Source organism: Lentzea sp. DG1S-22, from assembly GCF_036321065.1.
In the GTDB taxonomy this organism is placed as follows: domain Bacteria; phylum Actinomycetota; class Actinomycetes; order Mycobacteriales; family Pseudonocardiaceae; genus Lentzea; species Lentzea jiangxiensis.
Window position 1 is genome coordinate 2,915,700 of the sequence record NZ_CP143276.1, and the last position, 17,542, is coordinate 2,933,241.

General features: G+C 71.5%; 20 protein-coding genes and 1 pseudogene. 8 read left to right on the forward strand and 13 right to left on the reverse strand.

Annotated features, from left to right (window positions below; all coding sequences use genetic code 11):
- The first annotated feature begins 238 nt into the window (after nt 1–238).
- On the forward strand, nt 239–988 hold the full coding sequence (locus tag V1227_RS12515; RefSeq protein ID WP_329792679.1) for an NPP1 family protein: 750 nt from the start codon (nt 239–241) through the stop codon (nt 986–988).
- Nucleotides 989–992: 4 nt separating this feature from the next.
- Here V1227_RS12515 and V1227_RS12520 read toward each other — a convergent pair whose 3' ends face one another.
- Nucleotides 993–1,682, reverse strand: a complete 690-nt coding sequence (locus V1227_RS12520; RefSeq protein ID WP_329792680.1) for a TetR/AcrR family transcriptional regulator — start codon at nt 1,680–1,682, stop codon at nt 993–995.
- Nucleotides 1,683–1,757: 75 nt separating this feature from the next.
- Between V1227_RS12520 and V1227_RS12525 the strand changes: the two genes are divergently transcribed.
- The gene (locus V1227_RS12525; RefSeq protein WP_329792681.1) at nt 1,758–2,483 is read left to right on the forward strand and encodes an SDR family oxidoreductase; all 726 of its coding nucleotides are present in this window, start codon (nt 1,758–1,760) and stop codon (nt 2,481–2,483) included.
- Nucleotides 2,483–3,355, forward strand: a complete 873-nt coding sequence (locus V1227_RS12530; protein ID WP_329792682.1) for an SDR family NAD(P)-dependent oxidoreductase — start codon at nt 2,483–2,485, stop codon at nt 3,353–3,355. The genes V1227_RS12525 and V1227_RS12530 overlap by 1 nt, the downstream gene beginning before the upstream one ends.
- A gap of 227 nt (nt 3,356–3,582) precedes the next feature.
- Here the strand turns inward: V1227_RS12530 and V1227_RS12535 are convergent.
- From V1227_RS12535 to V1227_RS12570, 8 genes and pseudogenes are all read right to left on the reverse strand, one after another.
- Nucleotides 3,583–4,071: pseudogene (locus tag V1227_RS12535) on the reverse strand (polysaccharide deacetylase family protein); the annotation flags it as partial.
- The gene (locus V1227_RS12540) at nt 4,068–4,568 is read right to left on the reverse strand and encodes an MOSC domain-containing protein (RefSeq protein ID WP_329792683.1); all 501 of its coding nucleotides are present in this window, start codon (nt 4,566–4,568) and stop codon (nt 4,068–4,070) included. The gene V1227_RS12540 and the pseudogene V1227_RS12535, both read right to left, overlap by 4 nt.
- Complete coding sequence (gene msrA, locus V1227_RS12545) at nt 4,547–5,044, reverse strand: peptide-methionine (S)-S-oxide reductase MsrA (protein ID WP_329792684.1); 498 nt, start codon at nt 5,042–5,044, stop codon at nt 4,547–4,549. The genes V1227_RS12540 and msrA overlap by 22 nt, the downstream gene beginning before the upstream one ends.
- Before the next feature lie 23 nt (nt 5,045–5,067).
- Nucleotides 5,068–6,207 (reverse strand): AI-2E family transporter, encoded by a 1,140-nt coding sequence (locus V1227_RS12550; RefSeq protein ID WP_329792685.1) that lies wholly within the window; start codon nt 6,205–6,207, stop codon nt 5,068–5,070.
- A 214-nt stretch (nt 6,208–6,421) separates the two neighbouring features.
- Nucleotides 6,422–7,570 carry an FAD-dependent oxidoreductase gene (locus V1227_RS12555; RefSeq protein ID WP_329792686.1) on the reverse strand — a complete coding sequence of 383 codons (1,149 nt, stop codon included), beginning with the start codon at nt 7,568–7,570 and terminating at the stop codon, nt 6,422–6,424.
- A 108-nt stretch (nt 7,571–7,678) separates the two neighbouring features.
- On the reverse strand, nt 7,679–8,236 hold the full coding sequence (locus V1227_RS12560) for a TetR/AcrR family transcriptional regulator (protein WP_329792687.1): 558 nt from the start codon (nt 8,234–8,236) through the stop codon (nt 7,679–7,681).
- An 80-nt stretch (nt 8,237–8,316) separates the two neighbouring features.
- Nucleotides 8,317–8,745 carry an SRPBCC domain-containing protein gene (locus tag V1227_RS12565; protein ID WP_329792688.1) on the reverse strand — a complete coding sequence of 143 codons (429 nt, stop codon included), beginning with the start codon at nt 8,743–8,745 and terminating at the stop codon, nt 8,317–8,319.
- 33 nt (nt 8,746–8,778) lie between these two features.
- A complete protein-coding gene (locus tag V1227_RS12570; RefSeq protein ID WP_329792689.1) occupies nt 8,779–9,369 on the reverse strand; it encodes an RNA polymerase sigma factor in 591 nt (196 codons plus the stop codon).
- Between the two features lie 151 nt (nt 9,370–9,520).
- On the opposite strand from V1227_RS12570, the gene lexA reads away from it, so the two are divergent.
- The gene (gene lexA / locus V1227_RS12575; protein ID WP_329792690.1) at nt 9,521–10,180 is read left to right on the forward strand and encodes a transcriptional repressor LexA; all 660 of its coding nucleotides are present in this window, start codon (nt 9,521–9,523) and stop codon (nt 10,178–10,180) included.
- A gap of 13 nt (nt 10,181–10,193) precedes the next feature.
- Here the strand turns inward: lexA and V1227_RS12580 are convergent, their stop codons facing one another.
- Entirely contained in the window at nt 10,194–11,075 is an 882-nt protein-coding gene (locus V1227_RS12580) for a LysR family transcriptional regulator (protein WP_329792691.1), read from the reverse strand.
- Nucleotides 11,076–11,142: 67 nt separating this feature from the next.
- On the opposite strand from V1227_RS12580, the gene V1227_RS12585 reads away from it, so the two are divergent.
- The gene (locus V1227_RS12585) at nt 11,143–11,802 is read left to right on the forward strand and encodes a type 1 glutamine amidotransferase domain-containing protein (protein ID WP_329792692.1); all 660 of its coding nucleotides are present in this window, start codon (nt 11,143–11,145) and stop codon (nt 11,800–11,802) included.
- Here the strand turns inward: V1227_RS12585 and V1227_RS12590 are convergent.
- Genes V1227_RS12590 through V1227_RS12600 form a run of 3 tightly spaced genes read right to left on the reverse strand, consistent with a single transcriptional unit; the run spans nt 11,799 to nt 15,207 of the window.
- Nucleotides 11,799–13,292 carry a nucleotidyl transferase AbiEii/AbiGii toxin family protein gene (locus V1227_RS12590; protein WP_329792693.1) on the reverse strand — a complete coding sequence of 498 codons (1,494 nt, stop codon included), beginning with the start codon at nt 13,290–13,292 and terminating at the stop codon, nt 11,799–11,801. The two genes, V1227_RS12585 and V1227_RS12590, sit on opposite strands and share 4 nt — an antisense overlap.
- A gap of 17 nt (nt 13,293–13,309) precedes the next feature.
- On the reverse strand, nt 13,310–14,605 hold the full coding sequence (locus V1227_RS12595) for a DUF6297 family protein (protein WP_329792694.1): 1,296 nt from the start codon (nt 14,603–14,605) through the stop codon (nt 13,310–13,312).
- Nucleotides 14,602–15,207 carry an ABC transporter ATP-binding protein gene (locus V1227_RS12600; RefSeq protein ID WP_329792695.1) on the reverse strand — a complete coding sequence of 202 codons (606 nt, stop codon included), beginning with the start codon at nt 15,205–15,207 and terminating at the stop codon, nt 14,602–14,604. Before V1227_RS12600 ends, V1227_RS12595 begins: the two co-directional genes overlap by 4 nt.
- Nucleotides 15,208–15,296: 89 nt before the next feature.
- On the opposite strand from V1227_RS12600, the gene V1227_RS12605 reads away from it, so the two are divergent.
- From V1227_RS12605 to V1227_RS12615, 3 genes are read left to right on the forward strand one after another with little or no spacing between them, the layout of a single operon-like run.
- A complete protein-coding gene (locus V1227_RS12605) occupies nt 15,297–16,454 on the forward strand; it encodes an LLM class flavin-dependent oxidoreductase (protein ID WP_329792696.1) in 1,158 nt (385 codons plus the stop codon).
- Nucleotides 16,451–16,876: a MarR family winged helix-turn-helix transcriptional regulator gene (locus V1227_RS12610; protein WP_329792697.1), complete on the forward strand. Its 426-nt coding sequence runs from the start codon at nt 16,451–16,453 to the stop codon at nt 16,874–16,876. The genes V1227_RS12605 and V1227_RS12610 overlap by 4 nt, the downstream gene beginning before the upstream one ends.
- Nucleotides 16,873–17,541, forward strand: coding sequence for a CE1759 family FMN reductase (locus tag V1227_RS12615; protein WP_329792698.1), 669 nt, complete (start codon nt 16,873–16,875; stop codon nt 17,539–17,541). Before V1227_RS12610 ends, V1227_RS12615 begins: the two co-directional genes overlap by 4 nt.
- Nucleotide 17,542: the final 1 nt, after the last annotated feature.

The following is a 17,542-nucleotide window of genomic DNA, read 5'->3' on the forward strand; positions in this document are numbered from 1 at the left end:
TGGCCGGGTTCCGCCGCCCCGTGCCGCGCGGTCAGGGCGGGGGCATCACCGCTGCCAGGTGAACGTTGGTGGACCGACCCCGTCGCCGCGGCGGAAAAGCGCACGTGACCGATTCCGCGCCGGGGTGTGAAATTCCCGGACGGCAAAGATTCGGCGAACCACCTAGACGTGAACGCCGTTCATGTACCACCTTCTGCCTCGCAAGCCTCTCCGCTCCCCTGCCCACCGGAGGCTCCTGTTGAGGAAGAAGATCCTGCCCGCGCTCGCCGGCGCCCTGCTGATCACCGCCCTGTTCCCCGGCGTCGCGCTGGCGGACCCGCCCCGCGCCATCCCCGCCAACTTCGAGGCGTCGGACGGCAAGTGGCAGCCGGCGTTCGACTACGACGGCGACGGGTGCTACCCCACCCCGGCGATCTCGCCGACCGGTGACATCGCGCCCGGCCTGAAGAACTCGGGCGCGCTGAACGGCGACTGCCACGACCAGTCCGACCTGGACAACACCAACTCCTACAGCCGCTCCAAGTGCAACAACGGCTGGTGCGCCTACCTGTACGACCTGTACTTCGAGAAGGACCAGGCCGTGCCCCTGTGGGACTGCTGCGGCCACCGCCACGACATCGAGCACGTGGTCGTCTGGGTGCAGAACGACGTGGCCCAGTACGTCTCGACGTCGGAGCACGGCAAGTACAAGGTGCACCCACGTGCGAACGTGCAGTGGGAAGGCACCCACCCGAAGATCATCTACCACAAGGACGGCGCCAGCACGCACTGCTTCCGCCTCGCGGGGGCGGGTGAGGTGGCGGAGAACCACTACGGCGTCTACCAGTACCCCGACCTGGTCAGCTGGGACCGCTTCCCGGCCGGGGTGCGCGACAAGCTCGTGAGCGCGAACTTCGGCAGCGCGTCCCTCGCGATCAAGGACGGCGCGTTCAACCACAACCTGAGCATCGCGAAGCCCGCCGGGATCCCGTTCGACCCGAACGCCTGACGCGCTACCTCGCGACGCGGTCGAGCCACTCGGCCAGGAGGGCCCGTTCCGCCGGGGACAGCACCGGCGGTGGGTCCTCCTCCAGCGCCACCCTCAGCGCGATCGCCCTGCTCGGGATGTCCGTCGGCTCGTCCGGTGAGGCGTCCGCGGTGATCGCCCTGATCACGTTCTCGCGCGTGAACCCGATCAGCCCCAGGTCGCGGTCCTCCTCGGGCGTCGCGATCAGCGCCAGCACCACGCCCAGGCCCGCGGCGTGCACGAACTGCGCCGCCTGCTCGACGGGCACCGTCAACCGGCCCGCCGCCGCGATGCGGCTGATGATCCCGCGGAGCATCGCGTCCGCCTCCAGCCGCGCCTCCCGCTTGCGCGGTTCGCCGTACATCAGCAGGTAGAACGCGGGCCGCGCCAGGCCGAACCCGATGTGCAGGTCCCAGCCCCGGCGCAGGTCGCCGACCGGGTCCTCCGTCGCCCCCATCGCCTGCTTGGACGAGAGGTACCCGGCGAACCCGTGCGCCGCGACGGCGTCGAGCAGCCCGTCCTTGTCCCCGAACAGCCGGTACAGCGTCGGCGCCTGCACACCGGCGGCCGCGGCGACCGCGCGCGTGCTGACCGCCTCCTTGCCGCCCTCGACCAGCAGGTCGGCCGCGGCCCGCACCAGACGCTCCCTCGTGTCCACGTATCGACGATAACACATCAGCGATAGCACTGATTCGATATCAGTGCTACGTTCGTTGGCGTATCAATGGAAACAGCAGCTGGGAGCTTTGCCATGACTCGCGTTGCGATCGTCACCGGAGGATCGAGGGGCATCGGGCGGGCTGCCGCCGAACGTCTCGCCACCGGCGGAACCGCCGTCGTCGTCGTGTACGCCGGCAACAAGACGGCGGCCGACGAGGCCGTCGAGCAGATCAGGGCGAACGGCGGTCAAGCGGTCGCCACGCAGGCCGACGTGGGCGACGAGACCGCCGTCGCCGCCGCGTTCGACCTGGCCGAGGAGACCTTCGGCGGCGTCGACGTCGTCGTGAACTCCGCCGGCATCATGCCGTTGGGCACGGTCGCGGACATGGACCTCGACACCTTCGACCGCATCATGCGCACCAACGCGCGTGGCACGTTCATCGTGTCGCAGCAGGTCGCCCGCCGCGTGCGCGACGGCGGCGCGATCATCACCATCTCGTCTTCGGTGGTGGGCCTGCGGTTCCCGCAGTACGGCGCCTACGCGATGTCGAAGGGCGGCGTCGAGGCGCTGACGCTGGTGCTCGCCCGCGAGCTGCGTGGCCGTGACATCACCGTCAACACCGTCGCCCCCGGCCCCACGGCCACCGAGCTGTTCCTGAACGGCAAGGACCAGGCGACCGTCGACACCCTCGCGAAGCAGGCGCCGCTGGAGCGCCTCGGCGAGGCCGGCGACATCGCCGAGGTCATCTCCTTCCTGGCCGGTCCCGGCCGGTGGGTCAACGGCCAGACCATTCGTGCGAACGGGGGCATCATCTGATGGGCGAGGTCACCGTCGTCACGGGAGCGTCCAGCGGCTTCGGCGCCCTGGCGGTCCGCAGGCTCGGCCTCGCGGGCCACACGGTCTACGCGGGCATGCGCGCGACCACCGGCCGCAACGCCCGCGCCGTCGAGGAGCTCGCCGCGTTCGCCGCGGAGAACGACGCCGCGGTGCACGCCGTCGAGCTCGACGTGCAGTCGCAGGAGTCCGCGGACGCCGCGATCGCGACGATCATCGCCGAGCAGGGCCACCTCGACGTCGTGGTGCACAACGCGGGCCACATGGTCACCGGTCCCGCCGAGGCCTTCACACCGGAGCAGTACGCGGCCCTGTACGACGTGAACGTCCTGGGCACGCAGCGCGTGAACCGCGCAGCGCTGCCCCACCTGCGGGCGCGGCGGTCGGGTCACGTCGTCTGGGTCGGCTCCAGCTCGACCCGCGGCGGCACTCCCCCGTACCTGGCGCCGTACTTCGCGGCCAAGGCGGCGATGGACGCGGTCGCCGTCTCCTACCGCGCCGAGCTGCTGAGGTTCGGCATCGAGACCACGATCGTCGTGCCGGGCGCCTTCACCCGCGGCACCAACCACTTCGCGCGCAGCGGCACCCCCGCCGACACCTCGCGCGCCGCGGAGTACGAGGAGCTCTACCCCGGCCTGGTGGACCAGGTCGGCGCACGGCTCGCCGAACTGGAGCCCCCGTGGGCGGACGCCGGGGCCGTGGCGGACGCGATCGTGTCCGTGGTGGACAGCGCCTCCCGGCCGTTCCGCGTGCACGTCGACCCCTCGTCCGACGGCGCCGAGGTCGTGAACGCCGTCGCGGACCGGGTGCGCGGCGAGTTCCTGCGCCGCGTGGACCTGGCCGACCTGGTCTGACGCCTGCCCAGGAGCGCGGACGCGGTGACGAACCGGTAGCCGCGCCCCTTCAGCCCCGTGATGATCGGCTTCAGCGCCTGCCGGGTCTGCTCCCGCGCCGGGTACATGGGGTGCAGCAGGACGATCGAACCCGGCCGGGTCTCCCGCAGGGTCCGCTCCGCGATCTGCCCGGCGGTGTGCACGCCCTCGGAGTCCGGCTCGACGTCCCACATGACCGTCGTGCGGCCGTGCTGCCGGAGGTAGTGCGGCAACGCGAACAGCTTCTTGCCGTTGGGCGGCCGGAAGTGGATGTCACCGCTGTAGCCGGTCCCGCGGATCCGGGCGTCGGTGTCCTCGACCTCCCGTGCCACCGTGCCGGGCAGGACACCGACCATCCGCCGGTGGTGGTAGGTGTGGTTGCCGATCTCGTGCCCCGCCCGCGCGATCTTCCTGCCCAGGTCGGGGTGCTCCTCGAGGTCGCGGCCGACGAGGAAGAAGGTGGCGTGGACGTCCTCCGCCTCCAGGACGTCGAGGACCTGCTGGGTGCCGACGGGGTCGGGGCCGTCGTCGAAGGTGAGGGCCACGAGCTTCTCGCCGGTCTCGACGCGGTGGACCAGGTCACCGAAGAACTGGAAGGTGCGGGCGCTGCTGACGTTCCACAGGGAAGCCGCGGCGACCAGCACCAGGGCGAGGCTCACTGCGATGATGATCGTCGGTTTGCGGCGCGACCACGTCATGCGCCCACTATGGCCAACTCCGCTCCTCCGACGCGCAGCACCCCGTCGTCCAGCGGCACCGTGCGGATTCCTCCCTTGCCGCGCAACGCCTTGAAGGCACCGGGCGCGATCACCCGGTCCATCCAGGCGCAGGGGTTCGCGGGCCGGTGCACCTCGAACCGCACCGGCCCGTCCCCGCTGTCGAGGCTGAACACGGTGCCGCGCGGCAGCGCGTCCACGTCGAACCCGCGCACCACGATGTTCCGGCGTGCCACCAACGGGTCCACGGGCCACGCGGCGAGCGGCTCGGCCGCGATCAGGGTGACGGCGGCGTTGCGGTGCGCGGGGTGGCCGAAGTACCGGTCACCCACGACGCCGAGCCGGGCGCGGACCTCGACGAGGTCGCGCGAGACCGGTCCGGGATCGGGACGAGGGCCGTCCGACGGACGGCCCTCGTAGGCGTGCACGGGTGAGACGTGCAGCGCGACGATCTCGATCAACGCTCGCCGAGCTGCCACTCCGGCCGCACGTAGTGGCACGTGTAGCCGTTCGGGAAGCGCTCCAGGTAGTCCTGGTGCTCGGGCTCGGCCTCCCAGAAGTCCGACTCCTGGGTGACCTCGGTGACGACCTTGCCCGGCCACTTGCCGGAGGCGTCGACCGCGGCGATGACCTCCTCCGCGACCTCCTTCTGGGCGTCGTCGGTGTAGAAGATCGCCGAGCGGTAGCTGGCGCCGATGTCGTTGCCCTGGCGGTTGCGGGTCGACGGGTCGTGGATCTGGAAGAAGAACTCCAGGACCTGCCGGTAGCTCAGCTGCTCGGGGTCGAACACGACCTCGATGGCCTCGGCGTGGTTGCCGTGGCGGCGGTACGTGGCGTTCGGCGTGCTGGGGTCCCCGGTGTAGCCGACGCGGGTGGAGACGACGCCGGGGTGGCGGCGGAACAGGTCCTGCATGCCCCAGAAACAGCCGCCCGCGAGAACAGCCTTCTCCGTCACGGTGGTACTCCTCTGCTCGGTGTTCACTCAGGAGAACGTTCGGTCTCGGCTGGTTCATCCCCGCCGGGTTGTGACGTATCCATTACGGACCTCGACTCGATGACCTCGCCCAGGTAGCGGATGACGACCGCCACCGCCGCGGCGACCGGCACGGAGAAGAACGCGCCCGCGATGCCGTAGAGGCTGGTGCCTGCCGTGACGACGAGCAGCACGACCGCCGCGTGCAGGCGCAGGCTGCGCGACTGCAGGATGGGTTGCAGCACGTTGCCCTCGACCTGCTGCACCACGATGACGATCACCAGCATGATGAGCGCCGTGGTCAGCCCGTTGCTGACGAGCGCGACCAGCACGGCCAGCGCTCCGGCGATGAACGCACCCACGATCGGCACGAACCCGCCGAGGAACGTCAGCGCCGCCAGCGGGATCGCGAGCGGCACCCCCAGGATGATCAGCCCGAGCCCGATGAAGATGGCGTCGATCAGCGACACGACCGCCTGGCTGCGGATGAAGCTGCCGAGCGTCACCCAGATCCGCTCCAGCACCGTCGTGACGTGACCGCCGGCCCGTTCGCCGATGACACCGCGCAGCCACGGCGTGAAGCGCATGCCGTCCTTGACGAAGAAGAACGCCAGCAGCAGCGCCACCACACCGGTGACCAGCCCGGACGTCACCGCGCCCGCCCCGGTCAGCAGCCCGCCCGCGATCGACCCGATGCTCTCCTTGATCTGGTCGACGCCCTGGGCGATCAACCGGTCCAGATCACTGCCCCGCAGGTTGAACGGCGGCCCGCCCACCCAGTCCTGCAGCTGCGTGATGGCCTTCTGCGCGCTCTGGGCGATCTCCGGCACCCCGGACGCGATCGACGACGAGATGGCCGCGATGACACCGCCGAGCACCCCGAGCCCGAGGAGCAGCACGATCGTCGCCGCCAGCGCCGAGTTGAGCCCCTTGGACATGAGCCACCGGGCCGGTGGCCACAGCACCGTCGTGATCAGCAGGGCGATCAGCACGGGCATGACGACCACCCAGAGCTTCCCGACCAGCCAGAGCACCATCCAGAGGCCGAGCACGGCCAGCGCCGTCCGCAGACTCCACCGCGCGAGCCAGCTCACGCCGTGCCCGATGGCCTCACCCTTGTCCACCCACCTGCGTTCCCCTGTCACGCGCACAGTCTCTCGTTACCCGCGCTCGGGGGATCGCAGACATGCCGTTTCGTTGCCTCGGCCTCCCCGGTGCCGGGCGGCGGGCGGTTCGGGGACCTCGAAGCGGAGCTCGACGGCATCAGCGGCAAGGTCCTCACGGAGACGCTCCGGGATCTCGAACGGACGGCCTCGTCACGCGGCACGTGTTCGCCGAGGTGCTGGTGAACCGCGAGGCCTACGACGCGCGCTGACGCACCTCGACGTCCGGCACGACCGAACCGCGGATGAGGGAGCGCACCACGGGAAGGCCGGAGAGGCGGAAAGCCCAGTCGCGCACCGAGATCCGCCACTCCGACGACGGCGCCATCCAGCCGATGAAACGCCTCCCGAACTCCTGGGTGTGCTCCACGGCGGGCTTCATGCGGGCCTGGTAGCGCGAGAACGCGCCGTCGAAGCCGAAGGAGAGTTCCTCCGCCAGAACGGACGCGCCGGCCATCGCCAGCGAGGCGCCGTGGCCCGCGAACAACGAGACGGCCCCGCAGGCATCGCCGACGAGGACGACCTTGCCGCGGTGCCAGACAGGCATGTCCACCTGGGACACCGTGTCGTAGTAGACGTCCTCCGGCACGGCGGAGAGCAACGACGGCGTGACCCAGCCCAGGTCTCCGAACCGCGAGCGCAACGTCGCCACCGGGTCGGCGGGCAGAGCGGCGGACGGGGACCGGAACAGCATCAGGGCGGCCATCGACCCGTCCCGCACGGCGTAGCAGCCGACCATGCGGTGCGGGACGGTCAGCATCTGGTACCGGTAGCCGATCCGCTCGCTCAGCGAAGGGTCCCGGACCGAGAACGCCGCCGCGTGGTGCCCCAGGTAGCGCACGGGCGAAGGCCCGAAGACGAGTTCCCGGACCCGCGAGTGCACGCCGTCCGCGCCCACGACGAGGCCGAACGAGGCGCACGACCCGTCCGAGAACGTCACCTGCCCGTCGTCGACCGAGGAAACCGTTGTGCCGTAACGGATCGGTGACCGCAGGCCGTCGCGGACCACCGACGCGAGATCACCGCGCAGCAGGCTGATCACCCCGGTCGCGACCGCCTCGTAGGCGGACGCCGAGATCTCGCCGCGCCGCCGGCCGGCCGCGTCGACGCTCGTCACCGACGAGATCGGCGCGCGCCGCTCCTCCAGGGCCGGCAGCAGGCCCATGCGCCGCGCCACCTCGTGGCCGGGACCGAAGAAATCGATCATGTAGCCACCCGTGCGGAACGACGGCGCCCGCTCGACCACCAGGACGTCCCAGCCCGCGCGTTCCAGCCACCACGCGGACGTGAGCCCGGCGATTCCCGCTCCGACCACCAGCGCCCGCTGGGCGTTCGACTTAGGCATATGCCCAATTTAGCAGGACGCGTGCTTCCCGCGGGTGAATTCGGCGCCGCAAGCACGGGCTGGCCCATGAATCCACCGCGTTCGCCGAGCCGGGGCGAACCGCGCCCGTCAGCCCTCGACGAGACGCCGGAACGGGCCCGCGACCGCGCGGAAGTCGACCGAGGAGTCCAGCGCGCGGTGCAGCACCAACCCGTCGATGGCCGCGGCCAACAACAAGGCCACCTCATCGGCGTCACGAACACCAGCCGCCCGCAGCCAGTCCGCGACCCGCCCCCGGAAGTCCGCGACCAGCGCCGACAGGCCGGACCGCAGCTCGGGCAGCCGGTGCGCCGCCAGGAACGCCTCGGCCAGCAGCAACGACTCCGGGTCGGTGCCGGTGAAGCGGGTCAGGTCCTCGAAGATCCGCTCGACGCCCTCGGCCGGCTCCACCTCGCGCAGCGCGTCCGCGGACTCCTCCAGCACCTTCGAGGCGAACCGCAGCGCGGCCGTCGACAGCAGCTCCTGCACCGACGCGAAGTGGTAGTGCACGAGCGCGGGGTTGACGCCCGCCCGTTCCGCGACCAGCCGCGTGGTCACCGCGCCCCAGCCGACCTCGCCCACGAGCCGGGCGGAGGCGTCGATCAGTTGTTCACGGGTGCGGCGACCTCGGTCGGCTGAGTTGGGCACACGCCAAACCTAACGGCGTGGCTCAGGACATCGGTGGCGGATCCCGCCGATCGTGGGATGCGCCGCCCACGTCCCCGCCATCAGCTCTCGGCCCGCTTCGCGAACGCGTCGAGCACCTCACCCCAGCCACCCGTGTTGTCCCGGTGGGCCTTCGCGCGCAGCTCGGACGAGCCCGCGAGCGAGGCGAACCCGCTCTCGACGACCTTCAGCCGGGTCGTGGCGCCCTCGGGCGTGAGGGTGAACTCGACCAGCGTCGTGTTGTCCTCGCGCAGGTCCTGCCCCTCGAACGCGCTCGCCCACCGGTAGGACACGTAGGTCCGCGGCGTCACCGTCTCCACCCGCACCGGGTAGTCGCCGTACCGCTCGTTCCTGCACAACGTCGTCTCGCCCTCGACCGCCGCGCCCGACGGCTCGGAGGCCACCCAGAACCCCGGTTCGGTCACCAGCCGCCAGACCCGCTCCAGCGGCGCTTCGATCAGGGTCTCGCGTTCGATCCGGTCCACGCTCACGACAAACTCCCAGGTCCGCGAATAAGTGCAACCCTAGAGTTGCACATCTCTCTGCGGATGTGCAACCTCAAGGTTGCGGGTTATCGGGCGCCCTGGGAGCTGACGACCTCGGTGGTCACGGCGGACGGTGCCCTTCTCCACGCCGCCCCGGTCTCGCGGCAGGTCTGCGGCGACGGTCTCCCGGCGGCCGATGTGGCCCCCGTCGTCCGGGTCGATGATCATCTCGGTGAAGTCGTCGAAGTGCGCGAGCACCTCGGCGTCCGCCGCCACGCTCGCCCGGTCACCGATGTCGGCCTCGTCGGTGCGGGCGGCGTGCTCCTTGCTCCACGCCCGCAGCTTGCGTTCCTCGGCGCCCACGTGGCCGCGCAACAGGTTCGTCGCCACGCCGTAGAGCCACGCGCGCACGGCATCGGCTTCGTAGACCTGCCCGGCCCGCTGGTCCCACAGCACGAGGAACGCCTCGGAGACCACGTCCTGCGCGGTGTCGGCACCGGCGCGCCTGGCCACGTAGCGGTGCAGCCGCTCGGCCGTCGTCTCGTACAGCGCCAGCAGTGCGGCCTCGTCCAGCACCGCGGGCGGCCTCGTCTCGGGTTTCAGCGCCACCGGCGCCACGTCGCTTCGCACATCCCCACCTGGCCGCGGGACCCAGGAGCGTTCCCGGCGTGTGCTCACCGCCACATGGTGGGGCAGCTGATCAGACCACGCCGGGGCGGCGGCGTTCGCGGACCGGCAGCCGCCCGATCGTGTCGCGCCACCCGATCACTACTATCGCCCGATGACCGCCTACGACGATCTTGAGCTCGACACGACGGTGCTGCCGGAGCGCCAGCAGAAGATCCTGGTCGCCATCCGCGACTGGGTCGTCGAGCACGGCTACTCCCCCAGCACCCGCGAGATCGGCGAGGCGGTCGGGCTGAAGTCGTCGTCCAGCGTGTCGAAGCACCTGGCGGCGTTGGAGGACAAGGGTTTCCTCAAGCGCGGCGGTTCCGTGACGCGGCCGATGGACGTGCGGGTGTTCCTCAGCGGGGCGCCGGTCGTGCCGGGGCGGGGAGCGGGTGACTCGATCTCGGTGCCGGTCGTCGGCGACATCGCCGCCGGTGCCCCGATCTCCGCCGTCGAGCACGTGGACGAGGTGCTGCACCTGCCGCGCGGGCTGGTCGGGCGCGGCGGCAACGTGTTCGCGCTGCGGGTGCGCGGTGACTCGATGATCGACGCGGCGATCTGCGACGGCGACACCGTGGTGGTGCGCCAGACGCACGAGGCCTACAACGGGCAGATCGTCGCCGCGATGATCGAGGAGGAGGCGACGGTCAAGGTGTACCAGCGCCGCGGCGGTCACGTGTACCTCGAGCCGCGCAACGCGGCCTACCCCGTGATCGACGGCGACAGGGCCGTGGTCCTCGGCGTCGTCGTCTCGGTGCTCCGCAGCGTCTGACCACTGTGGACCGTCAGAGGACGCCCCAGTCGCGCGAGCGCAGGTGGTCCACGACGGCGTCGACGGCCTGGGTAGTCGCTCCGCGGGTGACGACGTAGAGGGTGTTGAGCGGTGGCACCTCCGGGTGGTGCAGCTGCTCGACCGAACCGGCGGCCAGCGCGGGTTCGGCGAGGTAGCGCGGCAGGGCGGAGACCCCGGCGCCGGCGATCACCGCCGCCAGCACCCCGCGCAGGTCCGGCACCGTCATCGCGGCCGTGGCGCGCGGGCGCCTGCCGAACTCGCTGCGCCAGTAGCGGCGGATGATCGGCAGCTCGTCGGAGTAGGCGACGAGCGGCAGGTGCTCGAGGGCGCGCGCCGGGTCCCGCGCGAGCAGGCCCGGATCGACGGTCCTGGCCAGCAGCGGCGGGCCGACCAGCAGGAACTCCTCGTCGGTGAGCGGGGTCGCGGTGAACCCGGCCGGCGGCCGCACCGAGGACAGCACGACGTCGAGCTGCCCGGCCCGCAGCGAGGCGAGCAGGTCCCCTGCCAGGCCGAACACGACGTCGAACCGGAGTCCGCGCCGGGTCAGCGGGGCGAGCGCGGGCAGGCCGCGGACGGTCAGGAACTCCGCCGCTCCCCCGATGCGCACGGTGCCGTCGAGCACCGGTTCGGGATCCAGCGCCGCCCTGAGCTGGTCGACGTGCTGCCCCACCCGCCGTGCGAGCTCGTCGGCGCGGGGCGTGGGCGTGACGCCACGGCTTCCCCGGACGAACAACGTCTGACCCAGGTGCTTCTCCAGCCTGGCGAGCTGGCCGCTCACGGCGGGCTGGGTGAGCCCGCGCCGGGCGGCCGCGGCGGTGAGGGAGCTGCTGCGGTGGATTTCCAGGAACGTCGCGAGCAGGTCTAGGTCCGTCAAGCCGTGAGCCATAAGGCACCTTATAGCTCCGTCGGCGGGTTCTGCGGATCTGTGATGTCCTGGACGCATGAAGAAGCTACTGATGGTCGTGTCCTCCGCCGACTCCCTCACCCTGGCGGACGGCACGAGCCACCCCACGGGGTTCTGGGCCGAGGAGGTCGTCGAGTCGGTTCGCGTGCTGCGCGAGGCGGGCGTCGAGGTCACGCTGGCGACGCCGGGTGGTGTCGTGCCGACCGTGGACAAGGCGAGCCTCGACGGCACGTTCGACGAGGCCGTCGCCTCGCTGGAGGACCTGCGCGCCCCGGCGTCGCTGTCGTCGGTGCGGGCCGCCGACTTCGACGCGGTCTACCTGCCCGGCGGCCACGGCCCGATGGCGGACCTGGCGTCCGACGCGACGCTCGGCGGCCTGCTCGCGGAGTTCCACGACGACGGCAAGCTCGTCGCGGCGCTGTGCCACGGACCGGCCGGGCTGCTGAGCGCGGTCCGCGAGGACGGCACGTTCGTCTTCGCCGGCAAGGAGATGGCGGTGTTCAGCGACGAGGAGGAGCGCCAGGGCGGCCTGGACGTCCCCTACTCGGTCGCCGGGCGGCTGGCGGAGCTGGGCGCGCGGCTGCGCACGGGTGAGCCGTGGTCGAGCACGGTGGTCGTGGACGGCAAGCTCGTGACGGGCCAGAACCCGCAGTCCACCGTGGCCACCGCGCAACGGGTCGCCTCCCTGCTCGCCTAACGCAGCGCTGCCGCGATCCGCCGCAGCAGAGCGGGTTCGTCGGCCTTGGTGACCGGCAGCTCGGACGGCGCGTTCTCCCAGTCGACGTCACCGAGGCGCGCCACCGACTCCGGCCCGAACCCGTTCGTGTCGTGCCCCCACTCCGGCCTGATCAACTCCCGCACCACGGCGGTGTCGACGGTGGTGTGGCCGGCGAGGAGCGCGGCGTCGTAGAGGTCCTTGGCCTGCGGCCACATGTCGGTCGCGAGCCACTGCACCTTCCACGCGAGCGACAGCTCCCTGCTCGCCGCGAGCAGGGTGGTGCCGGCGATCCGCACGGGCTCCGGCGCGATCGGCAGGTCCTCCTCGAACACGAGGTCGACCTGCACCGCGCCGTCCGGCAGCCCCTCGGCCTCGAACGGGAAGACGACGCGCAGGCCGGGGACGCGCTCGTAGGTCCAGATGGACTCGACGACCGACGGGCCCACCGCGGCCCTGAGGTCGTCGACGAGCTCGTCGGCCCGCGGGCTCCCGAACCCGATGTCGCGGGGCGTCACCACGAAGTCGAGGTCACCCGGTTCCCGTGCGGCGGCGCCGAACCACTCGCGCATCAGCACGCTGCCGCGCAGCACGAGGTTCGCCGACCACCGGGAGGTCCCGACGATCCGCAGGACCTCCGCCATCGCCCGGCGGCGGGCGGCGAGCCACCGCGCGCCGTCCGAGGGGTCGGCGAACTTCGGGTCGCCGCCGCGGAAGGCGTTGCTGAAGTGCTTCAACGCCGGGTCGAACACGGCGCGCTGACGGATCTGCTGCCCCGGTTCCACCGCGAGCGGCTGGTACGTCGACGGGAACCCCTCCTGACCGGCGGGTGCGCGCCGCATCCTCTCGTCGCGGTCGCGGTGCCAGTTGCCCGGCCCGCTGATCCAACCGTCGTCGATGTGCAACGCGTCGTCGTCGACCACGTACTCCTCCTCCACCTCCACCACCTCGAAGGCGCGGAGGGCGGCGAGGAGTGCGTCCAGCCGGCGCTTGGCGGTGACGCGCCCGACGCCGAAGCACCGCTGCGTGACGAACCGTTCCTCGGACCCGTCCGCTCGCGTCCGCCGCGCGTTCCGCGAGATGTGGGCCTCGTGCGGTGCGGCGGACCGGTACAGCTCCGGGTACCAGTCGCCCTCCGGCAGTCGCAGCTTCACGTGGTGCTCGAAGTACAGGGCGGCGTCGGCCTCCTCGTCGGTCTGCGGCACGCCCTCGTTCCACGGCGCCGCTTCGACCTTCACCCGCACCACGAACAGGTCCGCCTCGTGCATCCGCGCACGCCACTCCCGGGCGATCGCGCGCACCTCGTCGATGGTGCCCCGGGCACCGATGGTCAGCATCGGCTGCGACCACACCTTGCCCCCGTGCAGCTCGATGTGGCTGAACTTGACCTGGTGCGCCCGCGCGAACGCCGCCAGTTCCTCGACCTGCCACTCCGAGCCCGTCAGGTGCAGCTCGAACTCCCCCGCGTGCACGTTCCGTCCCCCTTGCCTCACAACGCCGTCTGCGCCACCGCGAGCACGGCCAGCAGCGCCGGGCCACGACTCAGCTGCACGACCAGCCCCAGCGGTGCCGGCCCGTAGAACCCGACGCTCACGATCGCGGCACCGTAGTCGACCGGCGGCCGCGTAGCGATCCGATATGCGGCCGCGACCGCGCCCACCGCCGAGACGACTCCGTTGAGCACGGTCACGTGCGGGGTGATCGCGGTCGTCACCGCGCACCACAGCACGGCACCGGCCGCGGGGAACGCGAGGTGCGCCAGGCGCAGCGTCCGGTCCGGCAGGCCCAGGGCGCGGCGCAGCGCGGGTGAGCGGCACACGGACTTCAGGCCCGCGGCGAGCCGGTCGGTGGCGAGGAACGCGGCGACGAGGTGGACGCCCGCGACGACCTCGACCTCGCCGCCCAGTGCCACGAGTGCGGGGACGGGGAGCAGGGCCGCCCAGACCAGCAGGGCGTTCGGGCTGCGGCGCAGGCGCAGGACGTCACTCCAGACCAGCACCACGAGACGAGAACCCCGCAACCGCGCGGACTTCACGCGGCCGAGGGCGCGCGCACGGCGTTCGGCGAGGATCGCGCCGAGCAGGGCGAGGTCGAACCAGCTCACCGAGACCCGCGCGACCCCGGCGAGGGCCGCGCCCGCCGCGAGATCGGACCGCCGCAGGTGGCGCACCGACTCGAGAGCGACGCCCGCGAAGGTGACCGCCACCGCCCACGCGACCGCGACCACGCCGGACGCGGGCTCCCGGACGTCCCAGTCCGGTGACACGAACAACGCCGGCACCGCGACGCCGGCCAGCACGCTCAACCACCTCTGCGGACGAACCCGCACGCGCTGCAGCACCACGGCGACAGCCACCACCGCCACCCCGGCGGCAGCCCCGATCCCCACGGCGACGAACGGCGGGAGGACGGTACCCACCACGCCGGACACCACCGCGGGCCACACGGCGCCTGCCGCGGCGCCGCCCGCGAGCAGCCAGGCCAACCGGGGCCGCAGCAGTTCCCCGCGCGGCACCGGAGAGCTGAACACCCAGAACAGCCGGTCGGCTCCGGCGAACACCGGCCCGACCGCGAGCAGCACCTTCAGCAGCACGGCAGCGGCCAGCACCGACAACCAGAGCGCGGCCCACGCGCTTCCCGGCCGCCCCGCCCCGGAGAGGCCGGCGGAAGCCCACCCGGCTCCGACGAGGCCGGTGATCGAGACGTTGACCAGCAGCGGGTAGGCGCGGACGACCCTGACACGCCACGGCACCGGCGCTCGCAACCGGCGCCGGACCGCCGTCACAGCACCACGGTCCGGCACGCCACCGCCTCCACCAGCTCCTGGTCGTGCGACGCGAAGACCACCGCCACCCCGGCGGCCTTCTCGGCCAGCAGCCGGGAGCGCAACCAGGCGCGACCGGACGCGTCGAGGCGCTGCTCCGGTTCGTCGAGCACCAGCACCGACCGCGGTCGGACGAAGCAGGAGGCCAGGCCGAGCCGGTGCCGCTGTCCCGACGAGAGCGCAGGCGGCAGCTGGTCGGCCACCGCGGCCAGACCGACCTCCTCCAGCAGCGCCAGCACGTCGAAGGGCGAGGAGTGCAGCGAGGCCAGCAGCCGCAGGTGCTCGACGACGGACAGGTCCGGGAAGTGGTCGGCGTCGTCGAGCAGGGACGCGACGGCGGTCCGGAACGCGGCTGACGACTCGTCCAGGGCCGCGCCGCCGATCAGCACGCTCCCGGAGTCGAGCACCTCGGCCCCGGCCAGGCACCGCAGCAGCGTCGACTTGCCGGCGCCGTTCGCGCCCACGACGGCGACGGCCTCACCGGGTGCCACGCTGAACGACAGACCTGCGAAGAGGGGAACCGGGCCGTAGCCGAAGCCGGCGTCCCCCACGGCCAGCGACATGTGATCAGGGTATCGGGAATGGATCGGGCGCCCAGGCGTTAAGGTAGATGCAAACGCATTAATCTCGAAGGACGAAGGAGGCGGGGACCGTGCAGTTCGGAATCTTCTCGGTGAGCGACATCACCAGGGACCCGGTGAGCGGCGAGACCCCCAGCGAGGCCGAGCGCATCGACGCGATCGTGCAGATCGCGGAGAAGGCCGAGGAGGTCGGTCTCGACGTGTTCGCCATCGGCGAGCACCACAACCCGCCCTTCTTCTCGTCCGCGCCCACGACGTTGCTGAGCCACATCGCGGCGAAGACCCGCAAGCTGATCGTCAGCACCGCGACGACGCTGATCACCACCAACGACCCGGTGCGCATCGCGGAGGAGTACGCGATGCTGCAGCACCTGGCGAAGGGCCGCATGGACCTGATGCTGGGCCGCGGCAACACCGCGCCGGTCTACCCGTGGTTCGGCCAGGACATCCGGCAGAGCCTGCCGCTCGCGCTCGAGAACTACAACCTGCTGCACCGGTTGTGGCGCGAGGACGTCGTGGACTGGGAGGGCAAGTTCCGCACCCCGCTGCAGGGCTTCACCTCCACGCCGCGGCCGCTCGACGACCTGCCGCCGTTCGTGTGGCACGGGTCGATCCGCACGCCGGAGATCGCGGAGCAGGCCGCCTACTACGGCGACGGCTTCTTCGCGAACAACATCTTCTGGCCGAAAGAGCACTACATGCGGTTGATCAAGTTCTACCGCCAGCGGTACGCGCACTACGGCCACGGCACGGAGAAGCAGGCCATCGTCGGCCTCGGCGGCCAGGCGTACATCGCCAAGCGGTCGCAGGACGCGATCACCGAGTTCCGCCCGTACTTCAACGAGGCCCCCGTCTACGGCCACGGGCCGCGGATGGAGGACTTCATGGAGCAGACGCCGCTGTCGGTCGGCAGCCCGCAGGAGGTCATCGACAAGACGCTGACCTTCCGCGAGCACTTCGGCGACTACCAGCGCCAGATGTTCCTGATGGACCACGCGGGCCTGCCGCTCAAGACCGTGCTGAACCAGCTCGACCTGCTCGGCGAGGAGGTCGTCCCGGTGCTGCGCAAGGAGATGGAGTCGCGCCAGGACCCGGAGACCGCCAAGCCGCCGACGCACGCCGGTCGCCTGAAGGAGAAGTACGGCGACAAGCCCGCGCGTCAGCCCAGGCCGAACGCCAACCGGGGTGACAACGTCACGGGTGGCTCGCCGTACCAGGACGAACGGTGACCCGTGCCAACGAGGCGTGGGAGTCGCTGATGCGGGCGTACGCCGTGTTGATGAAGCAGTTCAACGCGGAGGACGTCTGGGGCGAGTTGACCATGCGGGAGTACGACGTGCTGTACCAGCTGTCCAAGTGCGACGGTCCGCTCAGGATGAGTGAGCTGAACCGGCACGTGCTGCTGAGCCAGCCGGCCCTGTCCCGCATGGTCGACCGCCTGGTCGAGCGGGGTCTGGTGCGGCGCTGCCCCGACCCCGGCGACCGCCGGGGTGTGCGCCTGTCGCTCACCCCGGCCGGCCGGGACACCCAGCGGGCGATCGGCCGGCCGCACGCACGCAGCGTCACGCGCGCCCTGAGCGTGCTGACGCCGGAAGAACTCGACCAGCTCGCCGCCATCACCGGCAAGCTCAGCCAGAACGAGGAGCAATGAGCCAGAACTTCCAGCTGGTGGTCGTCTCCGCGGGTACCAGCGACCCGTCGTCCACCCGCCTGCTCGCCGACCGCGTCGCCGGGCGGGTCACCGCCCTCGCCGGCAAGCGCGGGCAGACCGTCGCCACGAGCGTCGTCGAGCTGCGCGAGCTCGCCTCCGAGATCGCGAACGCCCTGGTGTCGAACCACGTCGGGCCGAAGCTGCAGAAGGCGATCTCCGCCCTGCAGCACGCGGACGGCGTCGTCGCGAGCACGCCGGTCTACAAGGCGGGCGCCAGCGGGTTGTTCACCTCGTTCTTCCAGCTCCTCGACAACGACCTGCTGATCGCGAAGCCGGTCGTGCTCGCCGCGACCGCCGGCACCGCCCGGCACGCGCTCGTGGTCGACGACCAGATGCGCGGCCTGTTCGCCTACCTGCGGACCGTCGTCGTGCCGACGTCGCTCTTCGCCTCCACCGAGGACTGGCAGGACAACGGCCTGAACAAGCGCATCGACCGCGCGGCCCTCGAACTCGTGGCGCTCATGGCCGCCGGGTTCGAGAAGACCGTGCGCGAGGAGTCCTGGGGCAGCTACCAGCACGAGTTCGGCAGCGCGGGCGGCACCGAGCTGACGATCGACCTCGACTCCGACCTGATGAGGCTCGCGGCCGGCGGAGCGGCGAACTAGA